Annotated in this window: 22 protein-coding genes and 1 tRNA gene; 8 read left to right on the top strand and 15 right to left on the bottom strand. The window is 35.5% G+C overall.

Annotation, left to right across the window (positions count from 1 at the left end):
- Positions 1-16 precede the first annotated feature (16 nt).
- On the top strand, positions 17-1,147 hold the full coding sequence (gene nadA / locus B8983_RS01555) for a quinolinate synthase NadA (RefSeq protein WP_084282097.1): 1,131 nt from the start codon (positions 17-19) through the stop codon (positions 1,145-1,147).
- 24 nt (positions 1,148-1,171) lie between these two features.
- Positions 1,172-2,044, top strand: coding sequence for a carboxylating nicotinate-nucleotide diphosphorylase (gene nadC / locus B8983_RS01550; RefSeq protein WP_084282096.1), 873 nt, complete (start codon positions 1,172-1,174; stop codon positions 2,042-2,044).
- A gap of 5 nt (positions 2,045-2,049) precedes the next feature.
- On the opposite strand, the gene nadB is transcribed toward nadC, so the two are convergent.
- From nadB to B8983_RS01535, 3 genes are all read right to left on the bottom strand, one after another.
- On the bottom strand, positions 2,050-3,708 hold the full coding sequence (nadB, locus tag B8983_RS01545; protein WP_084282195.1) for an L-aspartate oxidase: 1,659 nt from the start codon (positions 3,706-3,708) through the stop codon (positions 2,050-2,052).
- A gap of 243 nt (positions 3,709-3,951) precedes the next feature.
- Complete coding sequence (locus B8983_RS01540; RefSeq protein ID WP_084282095.1) at positions 3,952-4,572, bottom strand: class I SAM-dependent methyltransferase; 621 nt, start codon at positions 4,570-4,572, stop codon at positions 3,952-3,954.
- Positions 4,572-5,039, bottom strand: a complete 468-nt coding sequence (locus B8983_RS01535) for a phosphate-starvation-inducible protein PsiE (RefSeq protein WP_084282094.1) — start codon at positions 5,037-5,039, stop codon at positions 4,572-4,574. Before B8983_RS01535 ends, B8983_RS01540 begins: the two co-directional genes overlap by 1 nt.
- A 70-nt stretch (positions 5,040-5,109) precedes the next feature.
- On the opposite strand from B8983_RS01535, the gene B8983_RS01530 reads away from it, so the two are divergent.
- The 3 genes from B8983_RS01530 to B8983_RS01520 all read left to right on the top strand — a co-directional run bounded on the left by B8983_RS01530 (position 5,110) and on the right by B8983_RS01520 (position 6,590).
- Positions 5,110-5,199: transfer RNA gene (locus B8983_RS01530), tRNA-Ser, on the top strand.
- A 462-nt stretch (positions 5,200-5,661) separates the two neighbouring features.
- Complete coding sequence (locus B8983_RS01525) at positions 5,662-6,165, top strand: hypothetical protein (RefSeq protein ID WP_084282093.1); 504 nt, start codon at positions 5,662-5,664, stop codon at positions 6,163-6,165.
- Entirely contained in the window at positions 6,162-6,590 is a 429-nt protein-coding gene (locus B8983_RS01520) for a TadE/TadG family type IV pilus assembly protein (protein ID WP_084282092.1), read from the top strand. Before B8983_RS01525 ends, B8983_RS01520 begins: the two co-directional genes overlap by 4 nt.
- Positions 6,591-6,893: 303 nt before the next feature.
- On the opposite strand, the gene B8983_RS01515 is transcribed toward B8983_RS01520, so the two are convergent.
- From B8983_RS01515 to B8983_RS01465, 11 genes are all read right to left on the bottom strand, one after another.
- Positions 6,894-7,829, bottom strand: a complete 936-nt coding sequence (locus B8983_RS01515; RefSeq protein ID WP_084282091.1) for a type II secretion system F family protein — start codon at positions 7,827-7,829, stop codon at positions 6,894-6,896.
- 14 nt (positions 7,830-7,843) lie between these two features.
- Entirely contained in the window at positions 7,844-8,812 is a 969-nt protein-coding gene (locus B8983_RS01510; protein ID WP_084282090.1) for a type II secretion system F family protein, read from the bottom strand.
- A gap of 2 nt (positions 8,813-8,814) precedes the next feature.
- The gene (locus B8983_RS01505) at positions 8,815-10,158 is read right to left on the bottom strand and encodes a TadA family conjugal transfer-associated ATPase (RefSeq protein WP_234986839.1); all 1,344 of its coding nucleotides are present in this window, start codon (positions 10,156-10,158) and stop codon (positions 8,815-8,817) included.
- A gap of 2 nt (positions 10,159-10,160) precedes the next feature.
- The gene (locus B8983_RS01500; RefSeq protein ID WP_084282089.1) at positions 10,161-11,366 is read right to left on the bottom strand and encodes a CpaE/TadZ family protein; all 1,206 of its coding nucleotides are present in this window, start codon (positions 11,364-11,366) and stop codon (positions 10,161-10,163) included.
- Position 11,367: 1 nt separating this feature from the next.
- Complete coding sequence (locus B8983_RS01495) at positions 11,368-11,718, bottom strand: hypothetical protein (protein WP_084282088.1); 351 nt, start codon at positions 11,716-11,718, stop codon at positions 11,368-11,370.
- Complete coding sequence (locus B8983_RS01490; protein ID WP_159460783.1) at positions 11,715-13,157, bottom strand: type II and III secretion system protein family protein; 1,443 nt, start codon at positions 13,155-13,157, stop codon at positions 11,715-11,717. Before B8983_RS01490 ends, B8983_RS01495 begins: the two co-directional genes overlap by 4 nt.
- Before the next feature lie 14 nt (positions 13,158-13,171).
- A complete protein-coding gene (gene cpaB / locus B8983_RS01485; protein WP_084282086.1) occupies positions 13,172-13,957 on the bottom strand; it encodes a Flp pilus assembly protein CpaB in 786 nt (261 codons plus the stop codon).
- Positions 13,954-14,427, bottom strand: coding sequence for an A24 family peptidase (locus tag B8983_RS01480; RefSeq protein WP_084282085.1), 474 nt, complete (start codon positions 14,425-14,427; stop codon positions 13,954-13,956). Before B8983_RS01480 ends, cpaB begins: the two co-directional genes overlap by 4 nt.
- A 14-nt stretch (positions 14,428-14,441) precedes the next feature.
- Entirely contained in the window at positions 14,442-14,624 is a 183-nt protein-coding gene (locus B8983_RS01475; protein WP_084282084.1) for a Flp family type IVb pilin, read from the bottom strand.
- A gap of 103 nt (positions 14,625-14,727) precedes the next feature.
- Positions 14,728-16,014 carry a hypothetical protein gene (locus B8983_RS01470; protein ID WP_084282083.1) on the bottom strand — a complete coding sequence of 429 codons (1,287 nt, stop codon included), beginning with the start codon at positions 16,012-16,014 and terminating at the stop codon, positions 14,728-14,730.
- A complete protein-coding gene (locus tag B8983_RS01465) occupies positions 16,001-16,537 on the bottom strand; it encodes a hypothetical protein (protein WP_084282082.1) in 537 nt (178 codons plus the stop codon). The genes B8983_RS01470 and B8983_RS01465 overlap by 14 nt, the downstream gene beginning before the upstream one ends.
- Positions 16,538-16,729: 192 nt before the next feature.
- Here B8983_RS01465 and B8983_RS01460 point away from each other — a divergent pair, with 192 nt between their 5' ends.
- Positions 16,730-17,950 carry a pilus assembly protein TadG-related protein gene (locus B8983_RS01460; RefSeq protein WP_084282081.1) on the top strand — a complete coding sequence of 407 codons (1,221 nt, stop codon included), beginning with the start codon at positions 16,730-16,732 and terminating at the stop codon, positions 17,948-17,950.
- A 339-nt stretch (positions 17,951-18,289) separates the two neighbouring features.
- Positions 18,290-18,898, top strand: coding sequence for a nitroreductase family protein (locus B8983_RS01450; RefSeq protein ID WP_084282079.1), 609 nt, complete (start codon positions 18,290-18,292; stop codon positions 18,896-18,898).
- An 88-nt stretch (positions 18,899-18,986) separates the two neighbouring features.
- On the opposite strand, the gene B8983_RS01445 is transcribed toward B8983_RS01450, so the two are convergent.
- Positions 18,987-19,544 (bottom strand): hypothetical protein, encoded by a 558-nt coding sequence (locus B8983_RS01445; protein ID WP_084282078.1) that lies wholly within the window; start codon positions 19,542-19,544, stop codon positions 18,987-18,989.
- A gap of 484 nt (positions 19,545-20,028) precedes the next feature.
- On the opposite strand from B8983_RS01445, the gene B8983_RS01440 reads away from it, so the two are divergent.
- Positions 20,029-20,367, top strand: coding sequence for a hypothetical protein (locus B8983_RS01440; RefSeq protein ID WP_084282077.1), 339 nt, complete (start codon positions 20,029-20,031; stop codon positions 20,365-20,367).
- Positions 20,368-20,448 lie beyond the last annotated feature (81 nt).

Genomic DNA, 20,448 nt, shown 5'->3' with positions numbered 1-20,448 from the left:
TTGAAATCTTATTCTTATGACTTTATCAGCAGAACCACAAGCAATTAGCTACGATTTTTCACTACCTAGCGTGGATGGACCGACTTGTATTGCAAGTGCTTGGGCGAAAACGCCAACACCTTTAAATGCAGCGGAAAAATCAGTCACCAAAGATAAAATTAAACGTCTTTTAAAAGCACAAAATGCTGTGATTGTCGCTCACTATTATGTGGATCCTGATATTCAGGATTTAGCGCTTGAAACAGGCGGCTGTGTTGCTGACTCACTGGAAATGGCCAAATTTGGTCGGGAACATCCTGCACAAACCTTGATTGTGGCTGGGGTTCGTTTCATGGGTGAGACTTCAAAAATTTTATCTCCCCAAAAAAAGGTGTTGATGCCAGATCTTGATGCAACCTGTTCATTAGATTTGGGCTGTCCAAGCGAACAGTTTAATCAATTTTGTGATGCCCACCCCGACCGAACCGTGGTGGTTTACGCCAATACCAGTGCTGCTGTAAAAGCACGCGCCGACTGGATGGTTACTAGCTCTTGTGCACTAGCCATTGTTTACGAACTTAAAAAACAAAACAAGAAAATACTGTGGGCGCCAGATCGACACTTAGGCAAATATATCCAAGAACAAACTGGCGCGGACATGATTTTGTGGGATGGCGACTGTATTGTGCACAATGAATTCAAAGCGGAAGAGTTACAGTTATTAAAAGAACGCTACCCGAATGCGCAAGTTTTAGTGCACCCAGAGTCTCCCGCAAGTGTTGTATCGATTGCCGATGTGGTTGGTTCCACAGCTGCCATGCTCAAAGCCGTCGTAGAAGGAACTGCCTCTGAGTATATTGTGGCAACTGACCAGGGCATTTTGCATCGGATGCGTCAGTTGGCACCCAATAAAACCTTGATTGAAGCACCAACTGCTGGTCAAAGTGCAACGTGTAAAAGTTGTGCAAATTGCCCTTGGATGGCGATGAATGGACTCGCCAATTTATTAAATTGCTTAGAAAACGGTGCTGGTGCAATTAGCGTCGAAGAATCTACTCGTAGTAAGGCACAGGCCTGTATTGAGCGGATGTTGGACTTTACAAAAAATCATCCGGATTTATTAGCGAAAGCTCAACATGGCTTTGTTAAAAATATTGGTGCTGCCTAAATCCATTTTTTAAAAGAATAATTTATGTTTTCCTACAATGAAACACTAGAGCAAGCGATTGAACGTAATGTTAAAGATGCTTTGCTAGAAGATATTGGTATCTCTGACTGGACAGCCATGCTGGTGCCAAGCAATGAGATTGTCGAAGCTCACGTCATCGTGAAGCAAGATGGCGCCGTTTTATGTGGCCGACCTTGGTTTGATAGGTGCGTTCTCAGTTTAGATCCACAAGCTAAAATCACTTGGAATTTTGCTGAGGGTGATGTGATGCCTGATCGTGCCGTTGTATGCACGATTATTAGCAATGGCAGAGCCATTCTTTCGGCGGAACGGCCTGCTCTGAATTTCTTACAAACATTGTCCTATACAGCTAGCGTTACCCATTCCTATATGCAAGCGATTGCAGATATCCAAGTGAATCCAAAGGGTTGCAAGATGTTGGATACCAGAAAAACCTTACCGGGTTTGCGCCAGGCCCAAAAATATGCCGTTCGAATTGGTGGTGGACACAATCACCGCATGGCCTTATGGGATGGCATTTTAATTAAAGAAAACCATATCATGGCAGCGGGTAGTATTACAGCGGCCGTTAAGGCTGCAATTGGTTTAAATGCAAATGTAAGTATTCAAGTTGAAGTGGAATCTATTACAGAAATGGAAGAAGCTTTAGCTGCTGGTGCACAAAGTATTTTGATTGATGATTTCAGCTTAGAGCAAATGCGTCAAGCAGTCGAAATCAATCAAGGACGCGCTCTGTTAGAGGTTTCCGGTGGTGTCGATATCGAGCAACTGAGAAAAATTGCGATGACCGGAGTCGATCGGATCTCAAGCGGAAAACTTACCAAAAATGTGGAAGCGATTGACTATTCAATGCGAGTCATTGCTCGCATTGAATAAGCTATTTATGCTTCTTCAGCAACTTTAATACCATCTTTCTTCCGAACAGGGGTCAGGATGGTTGGGTAAGAGACTGCAAATGTATCAGGGTAGTCGCGGTTGTAATGTAAGCCACGACTTTCTTTTCTAGCAAGTGCTGAGCGAACAATTAATTCAGCGCAATCTAACAGGTTGCGCAATTCGATTAAATCACGGTTCACTTTAAAATTCGAATAATACTCATCAACCTCTGTCTTCAGAAATTCAATGCGGTGTAAGGCACGTTCAAGACGACGTGTTGTTCTTACGATGCCAACGTAGTTCCACATGAGAGATCTGAGTTCATCCCAGTTATGTGAAATGACCACTAATTCGTCAGCATCCTCCACTTGACTATCATCCCATTGTTTTACTAAGGGAATGGAAGATTGATGCTCTTCCAAGATTTTTTTGGCCGTAGATTTGCCAATTACCACACACTCTAATAAAGAGTTACTAGCCAAGCGATTAGCGCCATGTAATCCCGTGCAAGTTGCTTCTCCAACCGAATACAAATGTGGCAAGTCGGTTTGTCCATTTAAATCAGTCACTACCCCACCGCATGTGTAGTGTGCTGCAGGAACGACTGGAATAGCTTGTTTCGTAATATCGATCCCAACCGATAAACACTTTGCATAAATCGTTGGAAAGTGTTCCTTTAGAAAGTCAGCTCCCAAATGGGTGGCATCTAACAAGACATACTCAAGACCATGCTTTTTAATTTCAAAATCAATTGCACGAGCCACAATATCCCTAGGCGCAAGTTCCATTCTCTCATCATGGTCCGCCATAAATCTCGTGCCATCAGGTAACTTAAGTTGACCGCCCTCACCTCTTAAAGCTTCGGTAATCAGAAAACTTCTTTCTTCAGGATGGTATAAACAAGTTGGATGGAATTGCATGAACTCCATATTGCCAACCCGACAGCCAGCACGCCAGGCCATGGCAATTCCGTCGCCAGTAGAGGTATCTGGGTTAGTCGTATATTTATAGACTTTACCAACGCCACCAGTCGCTAAAACCACGGCATCAGCCGTTAATGTCTTCACTTTGTTTTCTTTAATATCTAAGGCGTAAACCCCTAAACACTGATCTTTTTGAATTGATTTTTTATAGTCTTTATTCGGTTTTTGTACTAGGTGTCGGTTCGTGATTAAATCGAGTGCAATCCAGTGCTCAAGCAAATCAATATTGGGATGATTTTTTACTTTAGCAAGGAGTGCGTCATGGATAGCCTTACCAGTAGCATCAGCCGCATGCGCAATTCGACGATGGGTATGTCCACCCTCTCTCGTTAAATGCAAGCCTAATGGACCCTCTGGATCCGTAGTAAATTCAACGCCCTGCTCAACTAACCATTCAATCGCGTTGAAGCTATTTTCAGCGATATAGCGTGCGGTTGATTCTGAAACAATCCCAGCTCCCGCCTCAAGCGTATCCCCAATATGAGACTCAAAACTATCTTTTTTATCCAATACACCGACGATTCCACCTTGTGCCCAAGCTGTTGCTGCTTCGGTTAATTGACGCTTGGCTAAGATGGCGATTTTCTTGTGAGAGGCAACTTCAAGAGCTACAGTTAATCCAGCTAAACCCGCACCGACCACAATTAAGTCATATTGATCGTTTTGCTGACTCAATTGCATTTGATTTTTATCTTTCAAACTCTTCACCCTAAATTTTTTATCTAAACGACTTGATTGTGTATTTGGAAAGTACCATTACTATTACCAAATATTTCGATTTCTCTAGGATAAACCATTCTTAGAAGAAGGATTTAAGATGTGTAAATTATCAGAGCCAGTTTTTTGCAGAGAAATGCTTTAATTTCAACAAGATAAGATCTCAGGCCACCAAAATTTGCACAAAATGGTGTTTTTGGACAAAAATTAGGCCATTTTTCGTGCTACAGCACCAACTAAACTAGACATTCCTGCATGCCCACTACCTTCGGCAATTTCCGATTCATAGGTTTTTAAGACTAGGAATTCGAAATTTGGTAATAAATTGAGTAGCAATTCTTCTTCGTACAAATGATCTAACTCCCCAGGTCCTCCGGTTTTAAAGCGCAATTGCTCTTTGCCATAACCTTGCAAAATGATCAAACCTCCTACTTTTAAAGAGTTAATCATCTTCTGGAAAAGTTGTAAGCGTTTTTCTGGGTTTACAAACTGAAAAAAGATCCCTACAACATAGTCATATTGTTCTTCTGGCCATAAAAACTCTTGCCATGAGGCACAGGTAAAGTTAACACTTACTTGGTGTTTTTGGGCTAATAAATAGGCTTTTTGCAAGGCTTTCTCAGAAAAATCAAAAGCATCCACAGTCAAACCTAAAGTCGCCAACCACACGCTATTACGTCCCTCACCATCTGCAATCGACAGGACTTTGCCACTTTGTAAATAGGACTGTTGTTGTTTTAAAAATTGGTTTGGTTCTTCTCCAAACAAATAATCCGTAGTTGCAAACCGGGAATTCCAGCGTTCTAGAGGATTTGCAAACTCCGCCATTAATCTTCCTCGATATTTACTTTAGAAGGGAACGAGGAGGATGCGTAGCGCACCACTAAATTAGCCAAGGCAAGTACCAAAATGGTTCCTCCCAAGAAAACAACCTCAATACTTGCCTCATGCTTGACATTAACCAAATCAATAATTAGCCTTGTTACAGCAGTAATGGCCAAGTAGATTAAAAAGCGCACTGGCATATGATTTGTTTTAAAGTAAATCCCCACCATTGCGCCTATTTCCAAATAAATAAAAAGTAACAATAAATCTTCAATTGAGGCATGTGATTTTTTTGCCATATCAATCGCTGCATAAGCAGCTGACCACACTGTAGCAATTCCAATCACAAATAAAGCGAGATGGTGAAATACCGACACCAAAATATTGCCGACAATTTTGACCCAATGTTCTAAGTTACGCTCGAAGCGTGCCAACTTGGAGTCTATTTGATTATTTTCAGGCTTATTCATATTAATATTAATGACCTCAATCTATGTATTTACTCATGATAATTCAAAAATGGTTTAATATTCAACTCAAGGAGAAGTGGCAGAGTGGTCGAATGTACCTGACTCGAAATCAGGCGTACTAGCAATAGTACCGTGGGTTCGAATCCCACCTTCTCCGCCACCAAATTGCATGTTTACCATCACTTGAGCTTGGGTATCAATAATTACGATTGGTTCCGGCATACCAAATTAAGAATACTAATAACAACATTCAGTTTTAAGTATTCCAAACTCACTAGTCTTTTTCAATAACGCTTCAAGACGAAGTTAGAAATCTTTAATTAATAAAATTATCAAATAGTAATCGGTTCTACAAACAATGATTTGAAACACAACTTAGGTTGCACTCCTGAAACACTGCTATCTCGCATACTTCTGTATAAGATAAAAAATACTCTAAAGCATCGTCAAGCCCAATTTGAGCTTTAGTCCTATCTTAAATATTCTACATCTCAACTCATTGCTATTGATTTGATATTTCTCAATATTATTTTTTCATAAATATTTAAATTATTAATTCATCTCTAACTTTTATTAGGAGATTCAGCAATGAGATATTTCAAAGAAAAAATGATGTGGTGCTATGAATAAAATTTTCACACCCATAATGACCGATAGAACTCTTCATGAAAAGAGGGAATATCTAGTATCCGACGTAGAAAACGCCAATCTGAGTATATTACCTGTTCAAGTTCAGATAATTCTGCAAACGCCATACGCATCTGATTACATTCGAATTAATCAATTTATCAAAGATGTAATTAACTACTGTCATTTTTCTAGTAATTCTATAACTAAGGTAAGGATAAAAAATTGTTCCATCAGACTTTCTGGAACTATAGAGGGAAGTTTGATCAAAGATCTATTTGATCAAAGAATTAATGATTTAAATTCACTGTTCAAATTCAAGAATAATTCAGCAGTAGAACCAATCCTATTCAGAGTAGAAATTAAAGAAGATAGGATCCAAGAATTGAAACGCCCGATGTTTAATACAGAAAATACTATCGATGTTGTTGTGCATGATGAAATTGTTATTATGAAGGGCAATCTTTTTAACAGATACTCCTCTAAAGGAATTACATGAAAAGTAATAATTTTATGGAACACATTCAATCTACTAAAGCTGTAGCAGCTGTTGAATTTGCTTTGATACTTCCAATATTGCTCATTATTCTATTTGCAACTGTAGAACTCAGCACCCTTCTTTATGATAAGAGCGTGATCACTAACGCCGGAAGGGAAGCAACTAGAGCTGGCATAGTAAGTAGTTCAAAAACTGATGCAGAGATACAAGCATATGTACAAAATTACTGCCTTAACCGGTTAATTACTTTCGGAAGTAATGCAACTCCAACTGTAACAATTACTAGGCCATTAGGATCTAGTTCAGGTAATCCACTAATAGTTACAGTCACTTATTCATTTACAGGATTGGTACTTGGTCAACTTGTACAACCCAAAAATTGGACGCAAATGTTAACTTCAACAACCATCATGAATTATGAATAAAAGACGTCTATTGCTCTAACTAAGAACAAGAGTGGATCAACCAGTATGCAAGACACATGATCCGAAGATAAGTTACAAGGATCATCTTAGAATATGTATAAGATTTTTTTGCAACGAGTGCTCTTGTTTTCTATTTACTTATTCATATTTTTTAAAGTTCATCTCTCACCAAGACGCTGGAAAAAAGATGTTTAAATATCTATTTTTTTGATTCTTAGAAATTAAAAACTACGTCATCAAATTTTATGACGGAGAAAAATACTTAGCGTAGATTGCATTAAAGATAATCAAAACACTCCATAATTATTTGCCCAAAGGATTTCCAGTATTTTGAAGCGTATTAAACAAACTAATAATTGCAGGGCCAATAATTACCACAAATAGGGCTGGAAAAATACATAAAATGATTGGTATTGAAATTTTAACGGGTATTTTAGCTGCTAATTCTTGAGATCTAACTTTACGTTTTGCTCTTAAGTCCTCAGCAAAAACATGCAATGATTCGGTCACGTTAGTACCAAAGCGATTAGCTTGTTTTAACATTGCAACCAGTGCCTCAATATCTTTGATTCCCGTCCGAATCGCTAAATTAGTTAAAGCATTATCTCTAGAGCTTCCAGCTCTAAGCTCAATGCTTAGTTGCTCAAATTCTTCAGCCAAAATAGGACTAACGATTCTAACTTCATCACCCACTCGAGAAATTGCGGCGTCTAATCCTAAACCAGTATCGACACAAATCCTTACTAAGTCTAGGGCATCCGGAAAACTATTAATTAATGCTGTTTGTCTTTTACGAATTTTATAATTGAGCATTAAATCTGGAATTATGTATCCCACGATTGCTAAAGCGGTTGCCAATAGAAAAGCATTAGATATGGTGTGCCCTTGCTTATAAGAATAAATAAAAGAGGCCGCAGGAATAATGAGTGTAAAAAAAGTCTTAGAGGCATAGTATATTAATATTGATTTTTCGCCATGTAGCCCTGCGTTTAATAATCTAATTTTAATTTTTGAGCTCTGCCAAGCGTCAACTGGCATTGAAAATTTCCCTAAGAGATTTAAAATTCCTGTGAATGATTCTCCACTTAATATAGTGTTATTTGATAATCGTTCAACCCGTATTTTTTTAAACGAATCTAACCGATTATCAAAGTTAGGAATTAATAATCTCTTAATCACAACAAAAGCTATTCCTGTGATTGTTAACCATATGATAATTAAAATAAGTGCATTTTTCATCTTTTCATCCTTTATTATTCTTCAATAACACACATTCTATTTATCCAAAAATACCCTATGAGCATTAAAACTCCGGCATACATAAATAGTTTTCTTCCAAGGGGATCATGAATCATCAATGTATAAGATTCAGGATTAATATAAAAAATAAGAGCGCCGATCACAAATGGTAAGACCCCTAGGACCATTCCGGATGCACGACCTTCCGACGTTAATACCCGAATTGTTTGCCTTAGTTCCATACGCTCACGAATTAATTTACTTACTTTTCTTAAAATTTCAGCTAAATCACCACCTATTTCACGATTTACAACTACAGCAATGACAAAAAATCTAACTTCTGCGCACTCAATGCGATCTGCTAATCCCGATAAAACTTTTTCAATTGGCAAACCATAATTTAATTCTTCAAAAACTTTTTTAAACTCTCCTGATATTGGCATTGGGGATTCATTTGATACCATCTGTAAAGAATTATTAAGCGAATGTCCGACTTGCAAAGACCTCGCCATAAATTCAAGTAAGTCTGGTAATTGACTTTCCAATAAGCTTTGACGGCGTCGAACCAAATATTTAAGAATTAAATACGGAAAAATAAAACCCAAAAAAGCTGATACAAGAACGATTTGAATGTTACCTACTAATGCGTATGAAAGAAGTGATAAAAATATTCCTGCTAATAAACTTAACCCTAAAAATACATCAGCTTTTAGCACCAAACCACTTTTAAGAATCTGATCGTGAAGATTTGAATATAGTTTTGTATTGTGTAAATTTTCTATTAGTACAGTCTGAAAATCCTGCGCATCAATATTTAAAGGGGTGTAGCCCATCGATTGGTTTGCCAATAATATCTGCCTCGTATTAATCCTCCTTACTTTCAAACCTAAATAGGTATCGATATATTTGTAGGTAAACCAAAGTAGTGAAATTAATGATAGAAGCCCGGTGCATACTAAAGCAGTAGTTATCATGAATTGCATATTTAACCCCCAACTTTTAAAAACAATGCATCGGGTAATGGAGACCCACGTGCAAGCAATTTATCTGCAAATCTGGGTCGTATCCCTGTAGCAATAAATTTGCCCATTACGGAACCATCTGAATCTACTCCGGTTTGTTTATATCCATAAATTTCTTGCATGACGACAACATCCCCCTCCATCCCCGTAATTTCATCAATGCTTAATATCTTCCTACGACCGTCACTTAATCGCGCGATATGAACTACCACAGAGATAGCAGATGAAATTTGTTGTCTTAACGATTTTTGTACAACAGGAACTCCTGTTAAACCGACCATATTTTCCACCCTGGTTAAGGCATCTCTTGAAGAGTTAGCATGAACGGTAGTCAATGATCCTTCGTGACCAGTATTCATCGCTTGTAACATATCAAGTACTTCTGCCCCCCTAATTTCACCAAGAACAATTCTGTCAGGTCTCATTCTCAAAGAATTTTTTACTAAGGCACGTTGATTAATTTCACCTTTTCCCTCTAAATTTGGAGGTCTTGTTTCTAAACGTACGACATGGGATTGTTGAAGCCTTAACTCTGCAGCATCTTCAATTGTTATGATGCGCTCGTTATTGGGAATAAATCCTGACATAATATTTAGCAATGTAGTTTTTCCGCTACCAGTGCCTCCAGAAACCAAAATGTTGGTCTTGGACTTTACTAATGCTGCCAGTATCAATGCCATATCATGGGTTAAAGAACCAAATTGAATGAGATTTTCCATGGTGTATGGTATATCTGAAAATCTTCGGATAGAAAGAGCCGGCCCATCAAGTGCTAGTGGAGGAATAATTGCATTTACCCTAGAACCATCAGAAAGTCGAGCATCCACCATCGGACTAGACTCATCAATTCGACGTCCAATTTTTGCAACGATCTTTTCAATGATTTTTAATAAATGGTTATTGTCATCAAACTGATAATTTACTCGCTCTAATCGACCAGCTCGTTCTACAAAAATTGTGGAATATGTATTTACTAAAATGTCAGAAATTGTTTTATCTGCTAATAATGGTTCTAAAGGACCAAGGCCGAAAATTTCATTTTTGATTTCGTTAACTATATTAATTAAGTCAATCTGATTTATTACTAGTTGATCTTTTTTTACAATACGCTCTATTGCATTAACTAACTGGTCAAATATTTGTCCCTCACTTAAATTCTCCATACTATTAAAATCGACGTCTTCTAATAATCTAGAATGTATCGTTTGTTTTAGTTTATTTTGATCAGAATGATTTCCTTTGACAACAAGGGGCTTAGTAGTCTTTGATTCGACTTCTTTCTGTGAGAGAGTTTGCCTTAATGACACAATTAGCTCGCTTTCAAATGGAATATTTTAGAAATAATAGATTCGGACTTTTCAGCAATATTATTTCCCTCTAGAGTATTTACTAAATTCTCAATTGCATGTGAAACTGCATTCATCTTAGCCATTTTGACGATTGGGATGCCAGCATTGAGAGATTCATCAACAACTGAAGATTCATATGGAATTTCAGAATCTACTTTTCTACTAAATAATTGATTGATTTTTTCAACCGGTAATGCAGCATCAACGTCACATTTATTCATAACGAGTTTCATACGTTGTGAAGGATAGCTTAACTCGGAAAATACTGAATATATATTTACTAATGCCTTTAAATAAGCCAAGGTTGGTTGAGTAATGATATAAATCAGATCACTGCGATCTAATGCTCTCATTGCAATAGAGTCTAATGTATAACTCACATCTAAAAATATATAATCATATTCATAGGCTGCTACCGATAAAAGCGTATCGATATGATGTGGTTGAATGCCAGAGGACTTTTCAATACTGTTAGAAGAAGGCAACAAATAATAATTATCAGAAACTTGAATTGCTGCTGCCGCTATCGTGACCGAATTCAGATAGGGTTGGGCAACGATATCTGCAACATTGCTAGCTGCAATAGTATCAGTTAGATAGTAAGCTGCATCTCCATATTGGGGGTGTAAATCAATAAATAATACTTTTTTGTCATATTTTTCAGAAAGGAGATAAGCCATATTTACACCTACCATCGTTGCCCCGGCTCCCCCTTTACAAGAAATGCAACTAATGATTTTTCCTCTTTGTTTATAATATGACGCAATATTTGCTTTCTGACGAATACGCTCTATTGCATCTAATAAATCTTCACTAGTACCGTTCAAAGGTAAATGGATTACTTCATTGACACCAGCTCTCATTAATTCGATAAGTTGATCTTCAGACCAAGCCGTAGCTAAGTAAATAATTGTTGGAGGAATTCGTTCTTTATTCAATAAAGAGATATCATCTAAATCTTTTTGTGAAATTTGCTCAGAGTCAACTATTAAAATATTACTTTTTTCTATATTAATTCTATTTAAACGTAATTCATGATCGAAACGCGTTAAGTAAATATATTCATCATTACTGGGTTTTCTTGCAAAAACTTGTTGTAAATTTTTAACCATCTCTTCATTGCTTGCCACCACATTAATTATTAATTGTTTATTAATATTTTTCATATTAGCGTCCTGTAATAGAGGGTAAGGAACTATTGCTAGATCCCATTGGGTTTACAAACGCACCTGAATTACCACCGTATACCGATGATCCTCCAACTTGCTCAAATGATCTTTGATAGTTATCGATGGATGATTTTGCTGTAGGTCCATCCATTCCCATTGAGTCTCTATCTACAGATTCAGGAGAATTTTTATTAGCAGTTTGGTCATAAATAGCCTTATTTACTGTAGAACCAAAATTAGACTCTGGATACCAGCCTGCTTGACAACCTTGAAGAATAATCAGCACTAAAAAAAATCCACCTAATTTGTAACTAGTAAGTAGTTGTAAGCCGTATTTCATCATCTTCATTTTTTAACTCCATCATTAGATAGTTCAACATTACGAGGGGATTGCAAGCTACTTTTAGTTTCCGATTCTGGTAAGGTTAAAACTTGACCCTTATTGGGTTTTTCTTCCCGAATAATCTCTTTAGTTGGAGGTGGATCGCCTTCTAACTTGCCATTGAATAGAAATTCATTTTGTGAAGGTTGAATAAACTTATCGGTTGGTAACTCAGGTTTATTATTTAATGGCTTAACAATCCTAGGGGTCACAATAATTAATAATTCAGTTCGATCATTTTGGAATGAACTACTTCTAAATAATGCTCCTAAGATGGGCACATTTGCCAACCAAGGAAATGCACTGATTACTTCGACCACATTATTCTTAATCAAACCACCTATTGCAAAGCTTTGTCCATCATTAAGTTGAACTGTAGTGGAGGCTTGTCGAGTATTAATCGATGGTAAAACTGTGGTTGAACCATTTGAAGAAACTGTAATTCCTGTAGGATTTACTTCTGATACTTCTGGAGCTACCTTAAGATTAATTTTTCCACCACGCAATACCGTCGGTGTAAACTTGACTCCAACACCATATGGTTGTTGTTGTAAAGTAATAACCGATCCACCGCCCGTACTACTACTTTGCGGTATTGGTAGAAAAACAATCCCACCTGCTAAAAACTTACCTTCTTGTCCGCTAATTGCAACAATATTGGGTTCAGCCAAAATCTTGACCAACCCAGATTGAACATTAGCTTGTAAAAAAGCATCCGTCGAACCTATTGAACCAATCAAATTTGAAGTAGCTGTTGCAGAAGCGGCACCAAGAATACCAATCGGATTAAATGAAAAATTACTGCCATTAATTTGAATGCCTAATTTATTAGCAATGGTTTTGTCGATCTCAGCAACTTTTACTTCTATTAATACCTGGGGTAAATCTTCAGTTACCAACATATTTAAAACTTTTTTTCCAGAGTACTCCTCTGAAATTTTTACAACTTGCTGAACTCCTAGAGCATCACTAATTTTTCCACTCAAAACAAGAAAATCACCGGCGGTAGAAACACTGTAAGATTTTTCGGTTGGGAATAAGTTATCTAGTAGGGTTCGTAAAGATAAAGTGTCCGAACCAACCGTTACATTAAGGACTAATATTTTTGAACCTTCTTGCCAGATTGAAATATTCGTAGTTCCTGGTTTTTTACCTAGGACATAAATTTCTTTATTACTAATCAAACGAACATCCGCAATTGACGGATCTCCAACTGCCACTCTATATGCGGATTCACTGAGATCATACACAGCAGATTTTCCAATCGCCACAGGAAAGTTGGCATGAACAACACGATTAATTGGACGGTTTTCAACTCCATAAGAGTTAGTATGTATCCCTAAAATGCTAAAAGAGAGAATATTAGCAATGGCAACTGATATTACCGACTTAGATATATTATTCATTTGCATCCTTTAAATTAATTTGCAGATTCTTTTGATAAACCACGAATCACCTCAACAGATTTCCCCTTAATTTCTTTGATGATTGGTGGTTTAGTTTGTGCAATATTAAATACCAAGTCTTTTTTAGTAACGCCACTACTTTCCCAATAGGAGTTATCATTTTGTTGGCGTAAAACCAAAGAGACAGATCCAATTGATCTAGCCAAATCTAATATTTCGGCTTGGGATGGTGTCAGTTCAATTGTTATTGCATTAACGACCTTAGGTTTACTATCATCTGATAAACGGTCTTGTGCTACAGCTAGTACTAAGATCTTATGTATGATAATTCTTGATATCTCTTGGCTGTTTTGATCCTTGCTATTTAACATCACATCAACAAAATTTCCTGGCATAGCAAATCCTGCAACTCCAGCAGCTTCATTGACACTCATTGTGAAGGCGCGTTTACCTGGTGAAATCTGTACTGATAAACTACCATTTGAACTAATAGGAAATAACATTCTTTCTAGAATTACCTCACCCTTCGCTATCTCCATCTTCGGTGTTCTATTTATTAATTGATCAATACTTTTAACTGCTCCAACAGGAATGTTACCTTTTGGCCAGTTACTTAATTGCAAGTCTTTCTTATCCAACTTCACACCTAAATCTAATTTATCCGCTGCCACAACAATTTCACTCATCTCAACGGAATCAATTTTCTTCAACCAGATGGCAGCGACAATTACTACAGAAACTCCAATGAAGGCTGAAGCTAATATTGCAATTAAAAACTTATTATTTGGCAAAATATTCATGCTAATCTTTCTATTAATAAAGTAAAAATTACTCCACCAAAAATTGCTACAGCATAAGGAATTTCAATAGAGCGAAAATGCATTAATTGAAATTTATTTCCTCTTAAAAACATAAGAAATAAATCATTCAATAAGTAGATTAATGCTAATAACCCACCAAAAATTGCGATATTTAATGCGACTGTGAAAACCTTATCTGCGCCAAGAAAAAAACCAGATGCTGCAAACGCTTTTACATCTGCTGCCCCCATCACCCTCACAAAATATGGCGGAAGGAATAAAGCAAAGGCTAATAAACTACCTAAATAGGAATTAGTAACCTCGCTCCATCCTCCAAATATCCATGGGAAAATTAAACCAACAATGATTGCAAGGCTAATCCAATAATTTGAAATTTTTCTACAATAAAAATCATTTATTGCGGAAACCCCCAAAAAGATGAGCAAAAGATAAGCAGAGAAAATCATCATTGACTAATCTTCTTTTATAGTGCGGTAGCAATACTTTGGAAAATACTAGCTAATGAGGTTTTAATAGATCCTAGAGCCACGATGATTGCAACAGCGGTTGCAGCGGCAATAAGACCATACTCAACAGCAGTTACTGCTTTTTCTTCATGAATCAAAGTTTGTGTACGAAACTTAATAAGTTGAATAATGTTTTTCATTTGATATCCTCTCGATTAATAAAAGTGAAGTACTACGAGATCAATTTATCAATGAAGAACAATTTCAATTTGACTAATATCAATTTATGAGAATTAAACTTATTTAAAGAAATAAATTTATAAATTTATCGTACCGAATAAATATATCTGGAGTCTGAATACAACATTCAGGCATTTGAAATATCAATACATAAGCCAATAGAATTAGAAATGTATATGATGTCTTATTAATTTTTAACTTTGATTCAACTAAAATTAAAATTAGTCGTTGAAAGAATGTCGTTCTATTCTTAAAAATTAACGAGTCTTTAATGGCAAATGCAAATAGTAAAGATAAATTAGAGGCGCATGCAATCCATCTTCCGTAATCAGATGCAATCAATAACATTGATAACGAGATAACATAACTAAACATCACAACAATGAAATAGCTGGAATTTATATTTTGCTTTTTATTTTCGTTTGATTTTTCTTGTTCAAATTTATTTTGTATCTGAAATACAATCCAACCCAAGAGCCATCCATTCATTAAGATAAAAAATATCCAATATACCCAAGTTCCAGATATAAACACCCCGTAAATGGTTGATAAATGTTGCATCAATGTCCAACCAAGTCCACCAGTTGCAAAGCTTGAGGTATATGGCGCATAGGGGGCTAAAGTCAATCGATCTGCTAAGGCATACGAGTCCCATATCGTTTGTGCTATCTTTGGGTCGCCATGATGAACGGAACAAATGATAAATACAAATGGAATTAAAAGAGCATATATTCCAATCAACCACTTTAACAAGATTGAATTTTTATTTTCTATTACCGCAATTGCCATCAATAATATTGTGATGGGAAATGCCATGAACATATATGGCTCATGTATTAATGTTAAAAAAGTCCCGCCAATAATTGCATGTAGACCAAATATCCACTTTGACAATAAGTTCTTGTCAGCTAAGTTTAAATAAAAAACACAAAGTATCCCAAAGTGAATTAGGAATAATATTTCTTTTCTGGTAAAAAAAATTGCACCAATAGCCATATGAAATATTCCTCCAGGCATTAACAATGCAATAACGAATACAGCCGTAGATTTCACTCTCGATCTCAAATACACGTAGGTAAATATTGTTATATATGCATAGAAGAACCCAAGTACTAACTTATTCAATAGTGGTATTACACCATTCAACAGATGCAATCGATGTAATATTTCTCCAAATAACCCCCTCCGCACGAACCCGGCTTGATAATTAATTAACCATTCTGAAATTGGCCAAACATTAAATCTTTTTATTTCATAATCTCCGAGCATCCAGAATCCTGTCAAGAAGATTGAAAATTCAATAATGACTAGTGGAATAAATACTTTCAAATACTCTTTATTTACTTTCAAGATTCATATCCTTATAAGAATATCTATAGCCAAGATACCTGCAAGAATAAGCTCCGCTAGATATGATTTTTTTATCTTCTAAGGTTCGTTCCTCATCAAAAAATAAGAAACCTGTGTTTTTACTGAGAACACCTTCCCTTTGATACTCTTTTAAGACACCATTCTGATCTTCCATAGAAGAACAATTGGGATATTTAAAAATGACTTTTTCTGAATTATTGATACAAATTTCATATCGACCAAATGTAGCTGGTGCTGCAAATTGAGAAAGTGATTGATTAAAAATTTCTATCATTAGAACCTGACGCCCCTCGTAAATCTCTAATTTATTTTTGTTTTTATTAATTACGACTTGAGTATTTGTGCCATGACAATTCCAATATTCAGGTTGTTTTGGATATCGGCATGAATCCAATAGGAAAGACATGCATAATAAGATTGATAATTTAAGCCACATAAACCTTAGTGGAAACAATACGCGTTGGGTAGATTTTTGAATTTTTTTCACTCGAGAAATTTTCATTAAATCAGTATTCAGTATGTTTAAATCCAAAATTTGAGATTTATCAAAATTTTAAAAACACAAATGAAAAACCTATTGCCAAGTAAGTTCTAATAATTTGATTATTGTCAAACTTTAGGTAGGGAATCAATTTACATTGAGTAAAGATTCTTAAGTTCTAAGTTAAATAATTTTTTTAGGAACTACTCAATAATGATTTCACATCTAAAAAAGATTCGAACTGAGGAAAATGCCTCTGTAATTGTAATTTCAGCGTTATTGCTTGCAATTCTGATTGGCTTTATGGGTCTTGCCATAGATATTTCATATGCTTTTTATGCGAGGACAAAAATGCAATCAGCTGCGGATGCCTCTGCTTTAGGAGCTGCTTCTAGCCTAGCGAATGGTGGTTCAATTGAAAATGCACTTTTAACCGCACAGTCACTATCAGCAGGGAATGGATTTTCGAATGGATCCTCTTCAGTAATCACTACCCCAACGATTCCTCCAGGCCCTAATCCTGATGGATCAGTACCAAGTTATTCTAACGACACCTCTTACGCAAGAGTCAAAATTAGCCAAAATATTCCTTTATTTTTTGCTCCTGTTATTGGCTTTAGTAATACATGGGCAATACAAGTAAATGCTGTTGCTGGAATAAAATCATCTCCCGCTTGCCTTGTTACCATTGCTGGTTTTACGATAAATGGCACGAACATTGCTAATTTAAATAATTGTTCAGCTGCCATTGGTAGGAATTTACAGGCAACCAATCAGTCGAAAATAGTTATTAGTGGAACAGGATCAACAAGCGTATTCAATGGTGGCTCAATTAACTGTAATTCTTGCTCACCAACACCAGTTAGTAAATCTGGAACACTACCAACTTTGCCTGTTGTTAATATTCCTACTGGTCTTTCTCCAGTGGTAGACCCGACATGTTCGAATCATATATGTCAACCCGGTATATACAATGCCCAACTGATTCTTAACAAAGGGGTTAGCTACACTTTTACTTCAGGATTCTATTTATTCAATAATGGAATATCTACAAATTCGGCAATTGTAACTAGCGCTCCAAATGGAGTAACGCTCTATGTCGCCGCAAATCAACCGATTGATTTATCTGGCACTTTAAATCTCTCAGCTCAGACACCAAGTGGCTGCACTCCCGGCAGTGGTATTTTGATTTATCAGAGTCCTTCTACTATTACATCGTTTGCCCTCGCTGGTTCAAAAGATCAACTCAATTTTAATGGGATTATAGATTTGCCGTCCCTTGATATTAAAGTAAGTGGTACATCAAGTAACCTTACTTTAAATGGAAGCATCATCGCTCACTCGTTAGATTTAAACGGAAATATGAGTCCAAGTGCTTCTTCTAATTCTTGTAATAATTTCATATCTGAAAATAAAGTTTCACTCTTTCAATAAATCTTGAATACCTGATTTAATTTTGATTTTTTTTATAGCTTTATTTACTGATGCATGAATTCGATTTTAGTTTAGTCACCCATTTACATAACATTGTTAGATTTTGATGATATGCGAGAAATTAATATTGAACATCAGAAATATGCTCCTAATAATTTTAGGATTTTCACTAATACTTATCATGTTTCTAATTTTTTAATAAAGTCACTCTCAAGAAAAACTGTTTTCCAAGTTGATATTGATACTGTATTTATATATTTTAAAAAGCACGTCGATGTAAAGTCTGCGCTTCAAACAAAAAATAAGATTTATTTAACTTTTTTATTCGAATGGTAAATCATGAAATCCTATTCTAATCATATGAATAACTCTTTTTTTCATATTCTATATTCAAGAAGGTCCATTCGAAATTTCAAACCAGATTCCATTGACTCTGAGTTGATTGTTCAATTATTAGATGCAGCTACTCAGGCGCCATCAGCTATGCATGCTCAACCGTGTGCTTTTGTAATTATTCAAGATCCAGCCCTCCTCAAAACAATATCTTCAGATGTCAAAAATAACATACGCGGCCAATGTAAAAAGTTGAATGAAGTTTCAAACCACACTTTAGAGATTATTAACCAAATGAATTATGAAGTATTTTATAACGCACCCGCTTTGATTCTTATTTGTAGTCAATTTTTTAGTAAGTTTAGCGCTGCAGATTGTTGGCTAGCGGCAGAAAATTTAATGCTGTGTGCGCAAGCAAAAGGACTAGGGAGTTGCATCATTGGATTATCTATCGAAACGTTTAATTTGGATAAGTGGAAGACCCTATTAGATATTCCTGATAATGTAGAGGTAATTGTTCCTATAATAATTGGTAAGCCCGATGAAAATCCTCTTACTCCACAGAGAAGACCTGTAAAAATTATTTCCTGGAAAACTCAAACTTTAATCGATTAGTTTTTTTAATTAAATTTGGGCTTTAATATTTTTTAATCTGAATATATTCACCATCGCCTCAAAGATGAAGATGAATATATTTGATGTTTTACTTAGTCAAACGATCTCTTGAATTTCCCGTAAAACCTTTTGAACTAATTGCTTCATTAGCCTCAGGCTCCATAGAATTATTGATATTTTTTGATAAATTTACGACTTGCTCTAAACCTAGGAGCGTAGCATTAATTACTGACTGATAGGGCTTTATGAATAAACCATTTCCATTAGGCACATTAGCGATTGTTATATTAAACCATTCGTCTATACCTGTCTTAGTTTGCATTAATAATTCATCGGAATATTCCGACATATCCTGAGTATATTTTTTAAAAATATTTTTCAACTCATTTTGATATTCATTCATTTCCTTCATAAATTCATTCGAGCTTTCATTATTCAATAAATCAACAATCGCGACTGGTGATTTGATTGCTAATATTTCAATTGATTTTTTTTGCAAATTCTTCACTACACTATGGGTCAATGAGGAATGAGCCAAAGATATTTTCTTTGCGCTTTCTCCAGCTTTTTTAGAAAGGTCTTGAGACGCCTTAATTGTGGTATTTTGAATTTTTGCAATTGTTTCATTGTATTGATTTTGAGTCATTTTCTTCTCCAAATATCTAATGCCATAATAATGAAATGATGCTAATAGTTTTAATTAAAAGATTTTACTTTTTTAGACTTTTCGATTCATTTCTATAAAGTTTTCAATTCTTTTTAATTTTTAGTTGTAAGCTTAAATTTTGAAATTACATCTGATAATTAATTCATCAATGCAGCAGTAAGAATAAAATTGACGAATAAACCGTCTCAGTAATGTATCTTTCTAAGTTCACCCTACATTTATATATTTATCAATAATTTTTATCTTGATAAATATCAATTTTATTTCGACTGACTATAAATTTTTTTTAAATTTTGTTGTTCTTTTTTTTTTAAGTTAATTCGAATTTTTCACGATTGTGAAATACAACAGGCAATGGTTTCAAAGAACTCTTTTTTTAATTTTTATTGAGTTTAGTCAAAAATATTTTCTGTTAAAAATTCATCATGTGAGTTATTGACAACTACATGGAGTCTAAGTAATCATGACTTTTCGAACAAATGAATCTATTCATACCTCAACCAATAGATTTTCAAAAGATGTTGGAAATCATGTAACAAATAATTTTATTCTTGATAAATCAAATCTTCATCGGAGAATTCAATTCATTAATAGTCTTCATTGTGCATTTTATGAGGGTGACATTAGTTTTATTTGTAATTATCTTGATAGGCTTAGAGAAGAGAATGGGGGATGGCAAATAAATAAAATTGAATATGTAGATGTGGAAATTTTTTATCGCCATTATTTAAGTCAACATCCTCCAGATGGGATTTTACGAACAGCCCAATTTATAGTTGCTGCTATTGATCGTTTTTGTTAACTGTTCCCATTAAATCTATTGAGCAGAGTTGTTCAATGAGAAATGTTTTAACGCCTACATAAAAGATCTTCTTTAAACCAT

Source organism: Polynucleobacter kasalickyi, assembly GCF_900176405.1.
In the GTDB taxonomy this organism is placed as follows: domain Bacteria; phylum Pseudomonadota; class Gammaproteobacteria; order Burkholderiales; family Burkholderiaceae; genus Polynucleobacter; species Polynucleobacter kasalickyi.
The sequence above is the reverse complement of the archived record's forward strand: the minus strand, read 5'-3'. Positions and strand labels throughout refer to the sequence as shown.